Origin of the sequence: Halomicrobium urmianum, assembly GCF_020217425.1 — an archaeon.
GTDB classification, from domain to species: Archaea; Halobacteriota; Halobacteria; order Halobacteriales; family Haloarculaceae; genus Halomicrobium; species Halomicrobium urmianum.
This window is the reverse complement of sequence record NZ_CP084090.1, coordinates 764440-781090: the sequence shown is the minus strand read 5'-3', so window position 1 is coordinate 781090 and position 16651 is coordinate 764440. Positions and strand designations below refer to the sequence as shown.

15 protein-coding genes are annotated in these 16651 nt (G+C 70.3%); 7 read left to right on the top strand and 8 right to left on the bottom strand.

Annotated elements, in window-relative coordinates:
- Window positions 1–45: 45 nt before the first annotated feature.
- Window positions 46–1176, bottom strand: coding sequence for an ICP22 family protein (locus tag LCY71_RS03920; RefSeq protein ID WP_225335062.1), 1131 nt, complete (start codon window positions 1174–1176; stop codon window positions 46–48).
- A gap of 267 nt (window positions 1177–1443) precedes the next feature.
- Here LCY71_RS03920 and LCY71_RS03915 point away from each other — a divergent pair, with 267 nt between their 5' ends.
- Window positions 1444–1791 (top strand): DUF5802 family protein, encoded by a 348-nt coding sequence (locus tag LCY71_RS03915; RefSeq protein WP_225335061.1) that lies wholly within the window; start codon window positions 1444–1446, stop codon window positions 1789–1791.
- 72 nt (window positions 1792–1863) lie between these two features.
- Window positions 1864–2757 carry a Vms1/Ankzf1 family peptidyl-tRNA hydrolase gene (locus LCY71_RS03910; RefSeq protein ID WP_225335060.1) on the top strand — a complete coding sequence of 298 codons (894 nt, stop codon included), beginning with the start codon at window positions 1864–1866 and terminating at the stop codon, window positions 2755–2757.
- Window positions 2758–2850: 93 nt separating this feature from the next.
- On the opposite strand, the gene LCY71_RS03905 is transcribed toward LCY71_RS03910, so the two are convergent.
- Both LCY71_RS03905 and LCY71_RS03900 read right to left on the bottom strand, forming a co-directional pair.
- Window positions 2851–3444, bottom strand: coding sequence for a hypothetical protein (locus tag LCY71_RS03905; RefSeq protein ID WP_225335059.1), 594 nt, complete (start codon window positions 3442–3444; stop codon window positions 2851–2853).
- Window positions 3445–3630: 186 nt separating this feature from the next.
- Window positions 3631–4218 carry a helix-turn-helix transcriptional regulator gene (locus LCY71_RS03900; RefSeq protein WP_225335058.1) on the bottom strand — a complete coding sequence of 196 codons (588 nt, stop codon included), beginning with the start codon at window positions 4216–4218 and terminating at the stop codon, window positions 3631–3633.
- 145 nt (window positions 4219–4363) lie between these two features.
- On the opposite strand from LCY71_RS03900, the gene LCY71_RS03895 reads away from it, so the two are divergent.
- From LCY71_RS03895 to LCY71_RS03885, 3 genes are read left to right on the top strand one after another with little or no spacing between them, the layout of a single operon-like run.
- Window positions 4364–5041: a hypothetical protein gene (locus tag LCY71_RS03895; RefSeq protein WP_225335057.1), complete on the top strand. Its 678-nt coding sequence runs from the start codon at window positions 4364–4366 to the stop codon at window positions 5039–5041.
- Between the two features lie 56 nt (window positions 5042–5097).
- Window positions 5098–6105 carry an N-acetyltransferase DgcN family protein gene (locus tag LCY71_RS03890; protein ID WP_225335056.1) on the top strand — a complete coding sequence of 336 codons (1008 nt, stop codon included), beginning with the start codon at window positions 5098–5100 and terminating at the stop codon, window positions 6103–6105.
- Window positions 6102–7133 (top strand): dipeptide epimerase, encoded by a 1032-nt coding sequence (locus tag LCY71_RS03885; RefSeq protein WP_225335055.1) that lies wholly within the window; start codon window positions 6102–6104, stop codon window positions 7131–7133. Before LCY71_RS03890 ends, LCY71_RS03885 begins: the two co-directional genes overlap by 4 nt.
- 13 nt (window positions 7134–7146) lie before the next feature.
- On the opposite strand, the gene LCY71_RS03880 is transcribed toward LCY71_RS03885, so the two are convergent.
- The gene (locus LCY71_RS03880) at window positions 7147–8706 is read right to left on the bottom strand and encodes a glutamate-cysteine ligase family protein (RefSeq protein WP_225335054.1); all 1560 of its coding nucleotides are present in this window, start codon (window positions 8704–8706) and stop codon (window positions 7147–7149) included.
- 711 nt (window positions 8707–9417) lie between these two features.
- Between LCY71_RS03880 and LCY71_RS03875 the strand changes: the two genes are divergently transcribed.
- A complete protein-coding gene (locus LCY71_RS03875; RefSeq protein ID WP_225335053.1) occupies window positions 9418–10764 on the top strand; it encodes an RNA-guided endonuclease InsQ/TnpB family protein in 1347 nt (448 codons plus the stop codon).
- 52 nt (window positions 10765–10816) lie between these two features.
- Here the strand turns inward: LCY71_RS03875 and LCY71_RS03870 are convergent, their stop codons facing one another.
- The 4 genes from LCY71_RS03870 to LCY71_RS03855 all read right to left on the bottom strand — a co-directional run bounded on the left by LCY71_RS03870 (window position 10817) and on the right by LCY71_RS03855 (window position 14675).
- Window positions 10817–11329, bottom strand: a complete 513-nt coding sequence (locus LCY71_RS03870) for a gamma carbonic anhydrase family protein (protein WP_225335052.1) — start codon at window positions 11327–11329, stop codon at window positions 10817–10819.
- Between the two features lie 83 nt (window positions 11330–11412).
- Window positions 11413–12402: a S26 family signal peptidase gene (locus LCY71_RS03865; protein ID WP_225335051.1), complete on the bottom strand. Its 990-nt coding sequence runs from the start codon at window positions 12400–12402 to the stop codon at window positions 11413–11415.
- Between the two features lie 166 nt (window positions 12403–12568).
- Entirely contained in the window at window positions 12569–14083 is a 1515-nt protein-coding gene (locus tag LCY71_RS03860) for a hypothetical protein (RefSeq protein WP_225335050.1), read from the bottom strand.
- Between the two features lie 109 nt (window positions 14084–14192).
- Window positions 14193–14675 (bottom strand): hypothetical protein, encoded by a 483-nt coding sequence (locus LCY71_RS03855; protein WP_225335049.1) that lies wholly within the window; start codon window positions 14673–14675, stop codon window positions 14193–14195.
- A 271-nt stretch (window positions 14676–14946) separates the two neighbouring features.
- Here LCY71_RS03855 and LCY71_RS03850 point away from each other — a divergent pair, with 271 nt between their 5' ends.
- A complete protein-coding gene (locus LCY71_RS03850; RefSeq protein WP_225335048.1) occupies window positions 14947–16647 on the top strand; it encodes a DUF5305 domain-containing protein in 1701 nt (566 codons plus the stop codon).
- The last annotated feature ends 4 nt before the right edge of the window (window positions 16648–16651 follow it).

Below are 16651 nucleotides of genomic sequence, written 5' to 3'. Positions count from 1 at the left end.
CCCGGTAGTGTACCGCGCCAGATAAGCATGTCTCCTCGCCGTGCCTCAGCGAGGGACGACGTACGCGCCGCCGGGGCCGTTCCCCGGACCGCCGGTTCCCGAGCCGCCGTCGTTGCCCCGCTCACTGCCATCAGCGGCGTCAGACGGATCGGCCGGACCGGTACCCCCGTCCCCGGCGGGATCCGAACCTCCGCCAGAACCGTCGTTACCGGTACCGGACTGCCCGTTTCCCGTACCAGCTCCCTCGTCGCCGGCGTCCTCACCGGGTCCGTCGTCGACTCCGGGTCCGTCGCTGCTGGCACCGTTCGCGCCGTCACCGGACGCCGATCCCCCCTGTTCATTTCCCGGGTTGTCACCGTCGGAGGCGGGCTTTCCCTCGCCGGCCGCGTCCCCCGCCGGTCCGCTGTCCCCGTCGGACGCCTCGCCGTCCGACGGGCCGCGCGTCTCGTTTCCGGCACCGCGGACGTCATCCGGCGGTCCGCCCGTCCCGTTCGCCGGACCCACCGATCCGCTCGCTGGAACCCCCGTCCCGTTCGGTCCGGCGTTCCGTGGCGGACCCGTTCCCGGCGTCGCGTTTCCCGCTGTTTCCGGGCGGTCGATCGCGTTCGGCGGGCCGCCCCGGGCCGGCGCGTCGGCCGGCGGGCCGCCGCCGGCCGTCAGGCCGCGGGCGACGCCGTTCACTTCGGGACCGGTCGCGTTGCGCGCGTCAGACCGGAGCCGTTCGAGGCCGGGCGGGTCGACGCCCGCAGCCTCTGCGGCCTGATCGGTGTCGTTGACGCTCGACCGGAGCGCGGCCATGCGCCCCGACAGCTGGCTCACCTGTGCCAGGTACGCCGACCGATCGATCGATCCGTTCTCGTAGCGGGCGGTCAGCGTCCGGTTGCGCTCGCGGAGCCGCTCGAGGCGGTCCGCCAGCCGCTCGGTCCGGTTGGTCGCCAGCCGCGCCCGCTCGGACTCGTCGGCCGACTCGAAGGCCGACCGCCACATGCCCGACTCGACGGAGTCGTTCGCCTCCGCCGCGCTGCTCTGCATGAAGGCGGTCAGTTCGTCCCCGAGTCCCGCCGACTCACCCACCTCGCTCGGCGTCGTCGTCTCCTGAGCGGTCGCCGCCGGGAGCGCCGCTCCCAGGGCACACAGCACCGCCAGTGCGACGACCGCCGCCTGCCGCGTGGTCATACTCGTCACTTCGTACGTCCGGATACTTAAAAAACGACGCGTACCGTTCTGACCGTTCAGCGCCCGGCCCACGTCCGTTTGAATCGTTTATCAGGGCACGAAACCGTCCCAGACGGCGTCTACGCACCGTACGGGCACTCTCCCGCCGGTCGGTTCACAGAAGTCGCGTGCGCGTCCGACGGCGCTCGCAGCCGCTCTGTTTGCTCGTCGTGAAAAGCGTGCCGGCGAGGATTTATACCATGCTATCTCTTACCACGATCCGATCACATGTTCGAACGGTTCTCGGGAGGCTACTACGTGGGGCGCCTCTACGTCGAACCGAGGGACGCGGAGACCGCGGCGATGTGCCGCGAGCAACACGAGCGCGTCAATCGGGAGCTCTACGCGACGGGCGAGGGCATCGAGCGGACGGACCTCCCCCTCGTGATGAAGCTGGAAGAGCGTCACTTCCCCGTCCGGGGCGACGAGGAGGTCCCGGCGGACACGCTGGCCGTCCCCGAGTCGTTCCTCGACGACGCTCGCGTCCGGAACCCGCCGACGCTGAAGGAGGTCCTGCTGGCCAAGGCCGACCGCGCCCAGCAACTGCTCTCACTCACCTCGGGCGCGGCCGTCTGAGGACGGACCGGGTTCCGAACTCCGACCGTCGGGGCTGAACGTTTTTACCCCAGCAGACCTCCCCATCACTCGATGCTGGACGAGCTGCTCGGGCGGGGATCGCTGAAGGAGCGCATCGAGGAACTGGAGGAGGAGAACCACCACCTCGAACGCCAGCTCGAGGCTGAGGAGGAGCGCCGTGCGGACGCCGCCAGCGAGCGCCAGGACGCCGAGGAGCGGGTCAACCGCCTGCAGGACCGCGTGACCGAACTGGAGGACCGCGTCGAGCGCCTCCAGGACGGCGACGCGGACCGCGAGTTCCGCGCCGAGGAGACGCTGCGGGGCGGCCGCCTCGACGAGGTCCTCGACCGCCTCGCCGCCGTCGAGACCGGACCCGAGGGCGTCCTGACCGCCTACGTCGCCGACGGCCACGAGGTGCCCGACGCGGTTCGGACGGCGCTGGGCGACCGGGCCGGGCTGGTCGGCCGCGCTGCTCCCTGCCTCGTCGTCGCCGACGACGCCGGCCTGCTGTCGGCCTGCCTCTCCGTCCCCGTCGCGCCCGAGCCCTTCGCCCGCTGGGACGACCGCGTCGCCGTCGAGCGGGGGTGGTTCCGCCCCACTGGCGAGCACGCCGTCGCGCTCGTCCGCTCGGACCTGTTCGCCCTCGCCGAGTACGACGGCGACGAGCGCGTCGCCTTCCACGGCTTCGACTCCGACCTCAAGAGCCAGCACTCCAAGGGCGGCTTCTCCCAGGCCCGCTTCGAGCGCCTCCGCGAGGAACAGATCGACTCCCACCTGGAGCGGTGCCGCGCCGCCATCGAGGAGCGGTCGGCCGACCGCCTCTACGTCCTCGGCGAGCGCAGCGTCCTCTCTCGGTTCTCCGAGGTGGCCGACGTCACCGCGTCCGTCGACGCCACGGGCGACCCGGAGGCCGCCCTGGAAGACGCCGTCCGCGAGTTCTGGACCGTCCGACTGCGAGTGCCGTGAACGGGGAAGGCGTTCGACGCGGCGGGGGCCGCCGCGTCGACGACTGCCAGAAGGAGTCCCAGTGCGTCGCGGCGATCGGTGCCCGTCCGGGCCTTACTCGGCAGGCTCGCTCTCGACGACAGTCAGGTTCGTTGGCGAGGGATGCATGCTGACGGACCCGTTCCCAGCGTCGTCCGGGACGATCGTCGCCCCGCCTGTCGCGACCCGAACCGTCTCGCCGTCTTCGACCGCGGCCACCTCGTCGGACGGGAGGACGATCGACACCCTGTCGTCGGCCGTTCGAGCGTCGTTCACCCGCTCGACGTCCGTGATCGTCTCGGAGGCGAGGTCGACGTCGGCGCGGACGGTCGGGGGCGCGCCCTCGTGGGGAGCGACGTAGACCTGGACCTCGCCGTCGAGGGCCTCGACGTGGAAGTGGACCGGAGCGCCGTCGTCGGCACTTCCGGTCTCGATGTCGCTCCTGACGCTCTCGTTCGCCCACGCGAGTCCCCGAACGGTCGCGAGGTCCCCATCGCTCAGTCGGTCGTCCGGATCGACGACGTTCGTCGTGTAGTTCGCTGGCTGTACCTCGTCTCCCGACGGCTGTGCGGCGGCCGTTGCGGGACTGATCGTCGACGCGGCCACGACGCCGCTCGCACCGACTGCGAGCACCGCCACGACCGCCAGTGTAACTGCTTTGTCGTGCATCGTTTGCTCTCTCTGTGTCGAGGCGATTCCGGGTCGGCAGGGTCCGGTCACCGGACGCCGCGCCCAGTGTGGCCCGTCGCCGTCCCAGGTCGCCCCGCTAACCCCTTGGCTGAAAGACCTGATAACAGTTGATTGGAGAGCGGTACGAAACCGGATGAAAACGCGTTTCAGAGCCGTTTCGACGAGTTACAGGAGGTGCACCGTGTTCCCCATCCCGTTGCGCTTGCGCTCGACGAGGCCCCTGCGTTCGAGTTTATCCAGCGTCCGGCTGACGGTCGCCTTCGAGAGGTCGGTCTCCTCGACGATCCGCCGCTGCGGGAGCGTCCCGTCGGCGTCGACGAGCAGCGAGTAGACCGTCGCCTCGTTGTTCGCGAGTCGATCCAGCGCCGACTCCCGGTCGTCCCGCTGGCCGGACATTCCGTCCGCGACCGCCTCCCCGCCACCGGTTCTCGGACCGTTTGCACCGGCCGGTTCCCGCCCCGGTCGGCGTTCGTCGCTGCCGCGCGCGGGCGACTGGTTCGGATCCGGAGAACTCCGCGACCCGTCGAAGAGGAGGTACGTCCCGCTCGCACCGCAGACGATCGACGCGAGGACGGCGACGGCGACGTCGGTGTACGTGAAGTACTGTCCGACGCGCGTGGTCTCGGCCCCGTTCTCACCGAGCGAGACGACGACCGGAGAGGGGTTGATCAACTGAACGGAGAGGACGAGGACGGCGGCGAGGAACACGACCGCCGGCGCGACGCGTCCGTCCTGGAGGGCCCGCACATCCATGCGCTCGACTACCTAACAGCCGGTCTTAACGGTTACCTGTTTCTCCCCGGATTTCGTCCGTTTCGCGGCTTCGGAACCTGTTTCCAACTGGTTTCAAACGGGTGCACCGCAGCGTTGATCGGGTCTTTCACCCAAGGGGGGAACCATGACGCGCGACATCCGCTCCCGGCTCCGGACGCTGATCGGCCTGACCGCGCTCGGCGTAGTTCTGGCCGGTGCGGGGACCGCTCTCGGAGTCGCCGGACCGCTCGGCGCGAGCGGCCCGGAGTTCGTCGTGTCCGGGGAGAACGTGACGTTCTCGGACGCCGACGGCGACGTGACGGTGGTAGCGAACGCGTCGGACGCCCGACGGATCGAGATCGAGAAACGAGGGCGCGGGCGCTTCGCCGTCGGGACCGAGACCGAGCGGCCGCTGACCGCCGCCGAGCGCGAGCGCGCGATCGATATCGCGACGGGCAACGAGACGGTCCGGCGGCACCTCCGGGACGTGAGCGACTATAGTTTCACCGTCGAGCCGATCCGGAAGCTCGAGACGACGTCCGTGACGAACGTCAGCGGAAATACGACGACGGTCGAGGCGTCGAACGGGACCGTATACCGGTTCGAGAACGGCGACGGCGACGAGGGCGATGGGGGAGAGAGCGATGCCACCGTCGCCGTCGAGCGGGATCCCGAATACGTCGAGGACCTGGCGTCGGTGAGAGTCCGCCAGCCAGAGACGGACGATCGGACCGCCCTCAAATACACCGTCACGGTCGATCTGGCCGACGGAACCGTCGCGGACGTCACGGACTGGGACGCGATCCGCCGGCGAACGGACTGATGCCCGAAACAGGGCCGAGGTGAGGTTTTTACCGCTGTGGCGCCGAGTCTAGCGGCATGGACGTCGCCATTCTCGCTCACGACAGGTTCCCGGACGACGCGAAGACGGCCGTGGGCGTGTTGCGCTACGGCGACCACGACGTGCGCGCGGTGCTGGACCGGTCGACCGCGGGCGAGCGCGTGCGCGACCACCTGCCGGACGTGCAGGACGCGCCAATCGTCGCGTCGATGGACGAGGTGCCCGAAGTCGACGCCCTGCTGATCGGCATCGCCCCCATCGGCGGGGGGTTCGAGGATGACTGGCGGCCGGACGTGCGGGCGGCGCTGGAGCGGGGCTGCGACGTGATCGCCGGACTCCACTACATGCTCTCGGAGGACGAGGAGCTCGCCGCGCTCGCGGCGGACCACGGCGCAAAGCTGCGTGACCTGCGCCGGCCGCCCGAGGACCTGAGCGTCGCCGACGGCACCGCCGGTGCCGTGGACGCCGACGTGGTGGTGACGGTGGGGACGGACTGCTCGACGGGGAAGATGACCACGAGCTTCGAGCTCCGGGACGCGGCCCGGGAGCGGGGGGTCGACGCCGCCGTCGTCCCGACCGGTCAGACCGGCATCGCCATCGCGGACCGCGGTATCGCCGTCGACCGGGTGATCGCCGACTTCGCGGCGGGCGCCGTCGAGCGACTCGTCCTGGAGGAGGGCGACCGCGACCTGCTGATCGTCGAGGGGCAGGGGGCGCTGGTCCACCCCGCCTACTCCGGCGTGACGACGAGCATCCTCCACGGCGCCCAGCCCGACGCGCTGGTGCTGTGTCACGTCGCCGGCCGGGAGGTCGTCCACGGCTACGAGTCGTTCCCGCTGCCCGCGGTCGAGGAGTACGCCGACCTCTACGAGCGGATGGCCGCGCCCGTCAGCGGGGCCGACGTCGTCGCCGGCGCGCTCAACACCCGTCGGCTGGACGAGGACGGCGCTCGCGAGGCCGTGGCGGAGTACGGCGACGCGCTGGGCCTCCCGGCGACCGACCCGATCCGGTTCGACGCCGACGCGCTTCTGGAGGCGCTGCCGTGAACCTCGCCGTCGAGCGCCACTCCCTCGCCGCGGCGGACCCGTTCGGCATCGCCCGCGGGACCACCGACGCCGCCGACGTGGTCGCGGTCGAACTGAGCCGCGAAGGCACCACCGGCGTCGGCGGGGTCGCGCCCACGAGCTACTACGGCGGCAGCGGGGACGCGGTCGAAGCGACCATCGAGGACCTCCGCCCCACCATCGAGGCCTGCGACGACCCCCACGCCGACCAGCGCCTCGCCGTCGAACTGGCCGAGCGAGCCCCCGGCGACCCCGTCGCCCGCTCGGCCGTCTCGACGGCGCTGGCGGACCTCGCCGCCCGTGACCTGGGCGTCCCCTGCTACCGCCAGTGGGGGCTCGACCCCGACGCCGCGCCGCCCACCTCCTTCACCGTCGGCATCGACGACCCCGACCGAATGCGTGAGAAGGCCGCCGCGGCCGTCGACGAGGGGTATCCGATCCTGAAGGTCAAGGTCGGGACCGACGACGACCGGGCGCGCGTCCGCGCCGTGCGCGAGGCCGCACCCGTCGCGACCCTCCGGGTGGACGCCAACGGCGCCTGGGACGCCACCGAGGCCGTCGAGAACGCCCGCTGGCTGGCCGACGAAGGCGTCCAGTTCCTCGAACAGCCCGTCCCCAGAGAGGATCTAGAGGGGCTCCGGCGGGTCCACGAGGACGCACCCATCCCGATCTGCGCCGACGAATCGTTCGTCACCGCCGCGGACGCTCCCCGCGTCGCCGACGCCTGCGACCTCGTGACGGTCAAGCTGATCAAGACCGGCGGGCTGCGGGCCGCCCGCGAGGCCATCGCCGCCGCCCACGCCTGCGAACTGGACGTGATGGTCGGGTGTATGCTGGAGTCGAACGTCTCCATCGCGCCCGCCTGCCACCTCGCGCCGCTGGCCGAGTACGCGGACCTCGACGGCGCCCTCCTGCTGGCCGAGGATCCCTACCGCGGCGTTCCGATGTCCGAGGGCCGGATCGACCTGCGCGCCGTCGACCGGGGCAGCGGAGCGCGACAGACAACGTGAGAGAGAGGCGTTCTCAGAGCCAGTCGGCGAAGGTCTCGCGCTCGCGGCTCAGGTCGAAGTAGTCGCGCTGCATCGCGTGAATCGCGTTCGCCAGGTTCAGCCCGTCGTCGAGATAGTCGCGAGCGCGCCCGACCTTCCAGGCTGCGGGCGTCGTCCGCGCTTCCCACCGGCGCTCCAGCGGGCGGAGGAGTTCGTCGGTGCGGTCCCCGGACACCCCGGCCTCGTCGAGGCCCGCGCGGGCGAGGTCGAACAGTTCGTCGAAGACGGTTTCGGAATCGGCCGTCCGCTCGCCGTCGGCGGTCACCCAGGCGAGGTCGGCGTCGAGGCCGTCGCGGGCGGCGGCGTAGAAGCTCCGTTCGGCCTCGCTCCAGGGGAGGTCCGCGAGCGGGTGGTCCCGGGCGACGACGCCGCGGATCAGGCCGGCCACGAGCGCCTGGACGGCGGCGACGTCGCGGGCCGTCGGCTGGGTCGGGACGGGGCGGTACTCGATGCGCAGCGAGCGCTCGTCGCCGGCGCCGTCGACGGGGTCGCCGCCGATGACGCAGCGCAGCCACCGCCAGTAGGTGCCGCGCTTGTGGTCGAACTCCCAGTGTTCGCCCTGAACGCCGTCGGGGTCGTCGTCGACCCACTCCCGCAGGAAGGGAGCGAAGGTGTCGTCGGCGACGACGTAGTCGACGACGTCGGCGGCGGTCTCGACGTCGTCCGGGACCCGGACCTTCGGGTTCGCGCTGGTGTTGACCGACTGCTCGAAGGCGGCGATGCGCAGTTCGCGGTGCGTCTCGGACAGCAGGTTCCGGGGGTCATCCACGCGGTTGTACAGGTCCGGCGGCAGGAACGGGGAGTTGGCCGTCAGCGCGAGCACCGGCCCGAGCGTCCGGATCGCGGCGTTGTAGTAGGCGGGGAACCGCTCGGCCGTCGGGATCTGGAGGTGGGGCTGGACCGAGGTGGCCAGCGACTCGAAGAGGATCGTCGGGAACCCGTGGTCGGCGCCGGGGACCGAGAACTCGATCTCGCCGCCGGCGTGCCGGAGCGTGTCGTTGTCCAGCGCGACGTACCGGGCGTCCCGGTGCATGTTCGCCGCGACGACGACGTCCGACCGCTCCTCCACGGCCGAGAGGTACGCCTCGCTGCCCTCGTCCGGAGGGACGGTCCACATCGCGTCGAGGACGAGGCCCCGCCCCGCAGCCGCTGCGGCGTCCCGCCCGTCACGGAACCGTCGCCGGAAGGCGTCGGCCTGCGATTCCAGTCCGGCCCCATCGAAAACGTCCGGATCGGTGTTGATCTCGGCGTTGTGAACGCCCAGCTCCCCGGCGAGCGATCCCTCGAAGACCGACTCGGGGAGGGCGGTCAGGCGGCCCGCCCGTCCGTCGCCGCCGTCGTTTCGTCCGCCCTCGCCCCCCGGGTCGACGCCGTACACCTCGACCTCCAGCCCGATCGCGAAGTCGTCGGTGTCGTACTCGCCGGCGGCGACGTCCCGACGGAGGCGCTCGGCCTGTTCGTCGACCCGCGCGGCGAACTCCTCGGCGGCCGCCTCGCTCAGCGACCGGTGTACCAGGTCGACGAGGTCGTCCATGCTCGTCCGTAGCGCGAGCGAGCGGTTTACACTTTGGGACCGGGGAGCCAACAGGGAGAGCTTGACATCCTCCTCCGCGTTCACGCGGAGGAATCCCGAGCGGTGGGAGTTTCAGGTTTGTAGTCCAATCATCGGACTACCAGCCCTTTCGGGCGCGGGTCGTCCCACAGCGTCGGACTGGTGGACTGCTGGCCATGCCAACTGGCCGTTACCCCTCACCTCGACCGTGTACGGCGTCCCAGTGTTGTTTTTGCCACGGGATGCCAGCAAGCGTCAGCAGAGTTGGGGGTATCGTCTTGCTCGCTTTGAGCAGTCGGCACGTTGGCACACCCGTCGAGGATGTGGCGTTCACCGACTGTTCTTTCGGATACTACCTCGTTACGTGGACGGACAGGCCGCCTCCGAAGGACGGTTCAGAATCCGCTCCGTTCCGACCGATTCCTACAGCACTGGAAGGCGGCCTGTCACTTAAACATCACTGTGGGAAACTCGGGGAGGCGTTCGAACGGTGGTCTCTTTCGAGGAGTGACGGCGCGTATCCACCCCGTGAACGGCGTGGTATTGCGCCTGCTCCGCATATAAATTGCGCCCGCTCCGGCGAGAATCCACCGCGGTAGTATTCAGTGCGAGTCTCAAGGCCCGACATCTATTTCACTTTCACTCAGGATGTCTGAAGTTTACTTATATATGGAAGGAATCATGAACTGGTTGATGAAGCGTACCAACACGTTCGTCGTCCGACCGCTCTCCGAGTCCGGAAAGCAACTGCTGGGGGACTTGTTGGACGCTTCCGCCGCTCTCTGGAACGAAGTCAACTACGAGCGCCTCATGCGGTACAACGGCGAAGACGGCTACGAGGGTGAGGACGTGTGGGACGCTGATACCGGCCGTCTGGAAGGCAAATATAAGGCCGTTCTCGGTACCTCCACCGCTCAACAGGTGATTCGGACAAACACCGAAGCGTGGCGTGGGTTCTTCCGGTTGAAAGAGCAATACCACGACCCCGGGAACACGTCTGTCACGGAGCACCCGGACCCGCCAGGCTTCCGTGGTAATCAGGACGATGGCCGGCAACTCCGTACCGTCATTCGCAACGATGCATACACCGTCGACTGGGGTGAGCGTTCTCGGCTTGAGATGCTGGTCGGCAAAGAACTGAAAGAGAAGTACGGACTCGGCCGTCGAGAACGACTACGGCTAGAAATCTGTGGCGATCCCAACTGGCCCGAGTACGAGGATCAGGGCCGGTTAGACCTGTGGTACGACGACGTCGACGGCACCTTCAGAGCTTCACAACCCGTGACTGTTTCTGATGATGCGCGGGAGACTCCACTGGCTTCCGAGAAAGCCGCTCTGGACATCGGTGCGAACAACATCGTCGCCTGTACCACCACGACCGGCCAGCAATACCTGTACGTAGGCCGCGAGTTGTTCGAGCGATTCCGCAACACGACACGCCACATTGCCGACTTACAGTCCGCGCTAGAAGACGCTCGGTGCAGTAGCGAGCGTATTCGACGACTATATCGGAAACGGACACGTCGCCGCGATCACGCCCAAGAAGCACTGTGTCGTGACATTCTAGAACGACTACACGAGGTCGGTGTTGATACCGTGTACGTTGGTGGTCTGACCGACGTGTTGGAGAGGCACTGGTCAGTCGAGACCAACGCCAAGACCCACAACTTCTGGGCGTTCAAGCAGTTCACAGAGCGACTGGTCTGTACCGCCGAAGAATACGGCATCTCTGTCGAAGTTCGGTCAGAAGCGTGGACAAGTCAGGAGTGCCCGCATTGTGGCTCGACAGAGCGAACGACACGGCATCAGGAGACGCTCACCTGTCCGTGCGGATTCGAAGGACACGCCGACCTAACGGCGTCGGAGACGTTTCTAGATCGGCAGACGGACGAACCAGTCAGGCCGATGGCACGGCCCGTGCGGTTCGAGTGGGACGACCACACCTGGTCGGCGTCACCACGCTCTCACTGTCCCAAAGAACAGCGCACAGACCTTAGTACCGTTCACCACGACGGGAATATTGCCTCTGGGGAGTCGTAGACCAGCTAAGACTCCCGTGGAGGAAACCGCGCCTTTCGGGGCGCGGAGGATGTCATTCGAACAGGTCCTCGTGGCGGTCGGCCAGGTTGGCGTAGTCGCCCGACGAGAACGCCTCGAAGACGGCTTCGGCGTCGATGTCGGTCTCGGCGAGCGGCGTCACCGCGGCCGGCGTCCCCCGGACGAACGACTCCGGCGGGACCTCGTACCCGGGCGGGACGACGGTTCCCATCGCGACGATGGAGCCGGCACCGATGGTCGCGTCGCTGACCGTCGAGTTGAAGCCCACCAGGGCGCCGTCCTCGACGGTCGCGTCGTTGAGGATCGCGCCGTGGCCGACCAGCGCCCGCTCGCCGACGGTCGAGGCGTGCAGGACGGCGTTGTCGCCGATCGCGCTCTCGCGACCGATCTCGACCGGCCCGACGTCGCCGCGGAGGACGACGCCCGGCCAGACGTTCGCGTTGGCGCCGACGCTGACGTCGCCCACGAGCGTCGCCTCCCGGCTCACGTGGGCGTAGCCGTGCAGGTCCGGTTCCGTCCCCTCGAACGCGTACTCGCGGCTGTCCATGTGAGTACGTCGCACGCGTCCCCGATATATGTTGGCTCGGCGACGTTCCGGTCCGGCGGATCGTGCAGTTCGGGTACGCCCGTTCACCAGAGCCACTGGCGGACGCGCGCTCCGATGGACGTCTCGTCGCGGACGCGCACGAGTCCCAGGCCGACGAACCGCGCGAGGACGGCGAGGACGGCCCCGCCGAGGACGGCGTCGACGGCGGCCACCGCGGCGAGCGGGTGGACCTCGTGGAGCGAGAGCAGCGAAGACCGCGGGAGGACCAGCAGGTACCGGTGCTCGACGACGCCTGCGACCCGTCGCTGGCCGGGCGGCGGCGCGTCTACCGCGACAGTCACGGACCGTTCGCCCCCCGGCGGGACCACGACCACCTCCCGGTCGACGGTGGTGCCCTCCGCTGTCGGTTCGAGGACGAACGCGAGCGGCACGTACCCGCGGTTGCGCAGTTCGTACTCCCAGCTGACGGTCCCGCCGTCGCCGACCGCGTCGCTGGCGGCCACGGCGTCGCCGTCGAGCGTCGTCTCGTGGACGCCGCCGGGGACGAGCATGGCCGCCGTGGCCGGGACCACGACGGCCGCCACCAGCACGACGGCCACCGCTCGCGTGTCGACGACGCCGGTGCGGCGCGGCGACCGGGTCCGGCCGCGGCGCCGGCCGCCGCGCGCCTCCGTGGCGAGCGTCCCGACCAGCAGCAGGGCCCCGGCGCCGAACAGCAGCAGGCCCATCCCTCTGGTGCCGAGGACGGCGCGCGTCCCCAGCATCGCCGCGAGGCCCGACTGGAGCGCGTACAGGGTCTCCCGGATCGCCGCGGCTGCGGTGCCGAGGTGCGGGACGGCGACCACCGACCCCCCGGACCGGAGCGCGTGCGCGACGATCTGTCCGTCCGTCACCGGTGGCTCGCCGCCGTCCTGGTCGGTGAACGGGTTCGCGTCCCCCTTCGTGACGTAGCCGGCGTCGGTCTCCGCGACGATCCGGTGGGTCGTGAGCCCGCCGCCGTGGAGCCGCTCGGCGCGGAAGACGACGACGTCGCCCGGTTCGGCCGGTCCGGCCACCGCCGCCGGGACGGCCACGAACCCGTCGCCCGGGACAGCGCGGGCGCCATGCTCCCGGTCTCCACGTAGCCGAGCAGGACCGGCTGGCCGAGGACCACACCCAGCGCGAGCGCGACGACGGCCACCGCGCCCAGCACCTGTAGCGCGACCGCGGCGCAGGTCCGTAGCGACGCGTCCATCGCGTTCACGTCGACCACCGTGCGTTCTCAGACCGACGGCGACGGTACCAGTACAGTGCGGCGAGCAGCGCCAGCGCGACGAGTAGCGCGATCGACCCCAGCAGCGAGAGGCCGCCGACCCCGGGAGTGCCGTCGTCTGACGGCGTCCCGGACGTGGCCTCGGTGACGGTCACCGTCTGGGTCGCGTCCCCCAGTCGCACCTCGCGGGTGCCGGGCTCGGACAGCGCCGCGGTCCCGGCGACGCGCAGCGACTCGCCCGGATCGAGGACGGCCGTCCGTTCCGCGACGACCGCCCCGTCGACTGTTATCCGGGCCGTCACTTCGCCCTGCCCGGCGCCGACGTTCGCGACGGTGCCGTTCGCCGTGATCGGTTCTCCGGGGCGCGCCTCGACCGGCGTCGCCGTCAGAGCCGTCGTCTCGAAGGCCGGTTCCCCGACGACGACGGCGACGTCCGCGGTGCCCGCCGTGCGGACCTCGTAGACGTAGTGTTCGGGCGTCGTCGCGACGAGCGTCGCGTTCGCCTGCGCCCACTCGCCTCCGTCCCGGCGGAGTGCCCTCACCGCGTCCGGCGTCGCCGGTCCGTCGTCGAGGTGCGCCCTGTCTACCCTCACTCGGGTCGTCACGGCGTCGAACCCGCAGGAGCCGTTCGCCGGGGTCAGGTCGTAGGCGAACAGCCCCCGCGTTCCCGCCGGCGTCGGGCTCGACGGCGCGGTCCACGTCCGCACGCGCAGGCCGGTGTCGCCCCGGCAGGACGACGTCAGCGCGACCGACGCCAGGTCGACGCCCGCAGCGCGCGTCGCCGGCGTCCCGTTCAGCGCGGCCGTCACCGGGGAGTAGGCCGGCGCGTTCGCGACGGTCACGTCGATCAGGTTCCCGTCCGCCGAGACGGACACCGACGGCTCCGGCAGCGGGACCCCGACGTCAACGGTCGGCGTCGGAGTGGGCGTCCCGCGGGGACCGTCGCCACCGGCCTCGCCGGGGCGATCCGGTCCCGACGCGCCACCGCCGTCGTTCGGTCCGGTGGACGCTGGCGTCGCTGTCGGTGCGGCCCCGTCCCCGTCTCCGCTCCCGCCCCCGCCGTCGCGACGCTCGGGGACCAGCGCCCGGACGGTCACGCTTTCGAGGAGGAGTCGCTCGGCGCCGCTCTCGACGCGGAGGCCGACGTCGATCGCCTCTCCCGACGCCAGCCTCGCCGCGCTCGCCCGGGACTCGACGGCCGCGCCCGCGTCCGTCCGGTAGAACGTGACCGACGACCGTCCGTCGTCGAACCACACCTGCGCCGGCCCCTCGTCCGCACCGACGATGAGGACGGCCCCGACGTCCGTCCGCGCCCGCGGGTTCAGGTCCCGCAACTCGATCGACACCTCGCCGTCGGGACCGATCTCGGCGTAGCGCTCTCCGCCGTCGGCCGGCGCGACGGAGACGCCCCGCACCGCCTCGTCGCCGCCGGCGAACGCGCCGGTCGCGGCGGCCGCTCCGAGCGCGACGGCCAGGACCGCGAGTCCGGCGAGACGGTACATTCTGGTTCGAGTGGTGGCTGTAGAATCGGGTCTGTGGCTGTGTTCGCGCCTCGCTAGACGGGTGGTCCGTCACCGCACTCGATCCCGGCCGGAACTGCGGGCGGGGCGATCACTGCGCGGTCGACGTCCCGGTCCGCGACGAGTCGGCCTGGATCGTCACGCCGATGTCGCCGCCGTCGGTGAAGTTCGAGTGCGTGGCGTCGATCTCGAAGTGCACGACGGCGGTGTCCCCGCTGGCGAGGTCGACGGCGGACCCGCCCGACATCCTGGCGTCGACGTAATCGACGTCGGTCGAGGCGTTGACCCGGAGCGACGTGTCGGCGTTGTTACTCACGTCCAGCACCGGGAGCGTCGTCGTCGCGTCGTCGTTGAGACCGTCGACGCCGAGCCTGATCGCCTTCGCGTCGCTGGTGTTCGATACGATTCCCGACGTGGTGTTCGCCCCGAAGCCGACCAGCGCCGCGCCGTCACCGGTGACGCTGACAGTCGCCGTACGGTCCGCACTGACCTGCGTCAGCGCGCCGCTGCCGACGATTGCCCCGAGTCCGATCGCGACGATACCGACGAGTACGAGTACGTTGTGTCGCTGCATGCGTATCCCTGAACCACCCACCAAGGCGGTTACCGAAACGTATGCTAATACGCACATATTAACTGCCGGGTCGTTTCGAAGCGTGAGTCGGGTCAGTCCGTTGTTTTCGACACTATAATAATATAATTATAATGTGTACTACTGTTTAGTGGATGACTGCGCTCCTGTCAGTGGTAGCCCCAGCGACGGCACGACCTCGTACGACTATCCTGTTAGTTCGTAGCAACTACCGTGCAATAATTTACGTAGCAGGGGCGGGACAGTGAGCACGATGCCGGACGGTGAGGACCTCCCGACCGAGACGCGCGTTCGCTACCGCCTCTCGTCGTACTACGGGGTCGTTCTCGCCGCCTGTCTCGTGGTCGCGGCGCTCGGCGGCGTCGCGGCCTATCAGGCGCACGCGGGCCCGGACACGACCACGGAGGAGCGCGTCGTCGGCGAGTGGACCGCGGAAGGCGAGTTCGACCACCGGGCGACGGCGCAGCGAGACGCCGTGGCCTTCGAGGAGGGAGAAGTCCTGCGGAACCGGTCGCTGTACTTCACGAGCGTCACGCCCGTTCTGAACGGGACGTACAACTACACTCACGCCGGGGACGTCCCGCCCGCGAACGTGACGATCGACCTGCGGCTGGTACTGCGCGCCGTCGACGCGACGGAGGAGGAGACCACGGAGTACTGGCGCGTTGAGGAGCCGCTGGCCAGCACCGAGCGCCGCGTCGCCTCCCGGGCGACACTCCCGGTGTCGTTCTCGGTCGACGTCACGGACCTCGCCAACCGCACGGCCCGCGTCGACCGGGAGCTGGAGGCCTCCGTGGGGCGGACGCAGGTCCTCGTCGTCGCCGAGACGCGGGCGGAGACGACCCTCGCGGACGAGCCCGTCGTCGACAAGCGAACGGACCGGCTGTCGATCCGCCCCCGGCGCAACACCTACGAGGTCTCCACCGACCGCCAGTCGCCCCTCGAGCAGACGGCGCGGGAGGCGGTGACGGTCCCCGTCGATCCCGACCCGCTGCGGGCCTGGGGCGGGCTCCTGCTGGCGCTGGTCGGCCTGGCTGGCGCCGGCGGGTTCGCGGCGCTGGAGCGCCGTGACCAGCTGACCGTCTCGCCGGCGGTCCGGGCGGCCGTCGAGCGCAGGGAGGAGCGCGCGGAGTTCGACGAGTGGGTCTCCCGCGGCCGCGTGCCGCCCGCGTCCGACGAGCGGGTGGTCGAACTGGACTCGCTGGCGGACCTGGTCGACGTGGCCATCGACTCGGATCGGCGCGTGATCGAGGACGACGACGGACCGTTCGTCGTCCTCGACGGCGACACGCGGTACGTCTACGACCCGGGGGACCCGGACCACGCCGCGGAACCGGAGTCCGCGGCGGAACCCGACGACGGGGACGCGACCGACGCGGTCTCGGCGTCAGACGTGGCCTCGGGCGCGTCGCTGGGCACCGACGAAGCCGACCGTGCCGACGCGGACGCCGACCAAGACGAGGCCACCGACCCAGCGGACGCGGGGACCGCCACCGACCTCGACGGGAGCCCCGTCGACCCCGCCGTCCACCCGATCCCGTCGCTGGACCCGCGGCTGACGGCGGCCGCGGGCGACGTCCCCTCGCCGGTCGTGGCGTCGACCGACAGCGGTCAGAACGGGGGCGGCGAGGACGGTGACCCGGAGTTCGACGTCCTGGCGGCCGATCTCCGGGCGCTCGAGGCGGACCTGGCGGCGACGACGAAGCGGGCTGACGACGCCCCGACGGGGAGCGAGAACGGCGCGTCGGGCGAGGAGAGCGCGGACGGTGCCCCTGACGACGCCGACGCCGCGAGCGGCGTGAACGGCGAGACCCGCGAGGAAGGCGACGCCAGCGAGAGCGATCCGGCGGGTGACGGCATCGACGCGACTGGCGATGGGACTGACGGAGAAACCGGAGACGAGGCCGGGAGCGCCGACGCGGAGCGCGACGGCGGCGACCCCGCGGCCGAGTGACCGC

Bases quoted from the DNA above. Each gene is read 5' to 3' on its own strand.
- LCY71_RS03920 (WP_225335062.1), bottom strand. From the start codon at position 1,176: ATGACCACGCGGCAGGCGGCGGTCGTCGCACTGGCGGTGCTGTGTGCC.
- LCY71_RS03915 (WP_225335061.1), top strand. From the start codon at position 1,444: ATGTTCGAACGGTTCTCGGGAGGCTACTACGTGGGGCGCCTCTACGTC.
- LCY71_RS03910 (WP_225335060.1), top strand. From the start codon at position 1,864: ATGCTGGACGAGCTGCTCGGGCGGGGATCGCTGAAGGAGCGCATCGAG.
- LCY71_RS03905 (WP_225335059.1), bottom strand. From the start codon at position 3,444: ATGCACGACAAAGCAGTTACACTGGCGGTCGTGGCGGTGCTCGCAGTC.
- LCY71_RS03900 (WP_225335058.1), bottom strand. From the start codon at position 4,218: ATGGATGTGCGGGCCCTCCAGGACGGACGCGTCGCGCCGGCGGTCGTG.
- LCY71_RS03895 (WP_225335057.1), top strand. From the start codon at position 4,364: ATGACGCGCGACATCCGCTCCCGGCTCCGGACGCTGATCGGCCTGACC.
- LCY71_RS03890 (WP_225335056.1), top strand. From the start codon at position 5,098: ATGGACGTCGCCATTCTCGCTCACGACAGGTTCCCGGACGACGCGAAG.
- LCY71_RS03880 (WP_225335054.1), bottom strand. From the start codon at position 8,706: ATGGACGACCTCGTCGACCTGGTACACCGGTCGCTGAGCGAGGCGGCC.
- LCY71_RS03875 (WP_225335053.1), top strand. From the start codon at position 9,418: ATGAAGCGTACCAACACGTTCGTCGTCCGACCGCTCTCCGAGTCCGGA.
- LCY71_RS03870 (WP_225335052.1), bottom strand. From the start codon at position 11,329: ATGGACAGCCGCGAGTACGCGTTCGAGGGGACGGAACCGGACCTGCAC.
- LCY71_RS03860 (WP_225335050.1), bottom strand. From the start codon at position 14,083: ATGTACCGTCTCGCCGGACTCGCGGTCCTGGCCGTCGCGCTCGGAGCG.
- LCY71_RS03855 (WP_225335049.1), bottom strand. From the start codon at position 14,675: ATGCAGCGACACAACGTACTCGTACTCGTCGGTATCGTCGCGATCGGA.
- LCY71_RS03850 (WP_225335048.1), top strand. From the start codon at position 14,947: ATGCCGGACGGTGAGGACCTCCCGACCGAGACGCGCGTTCGCTACCGC.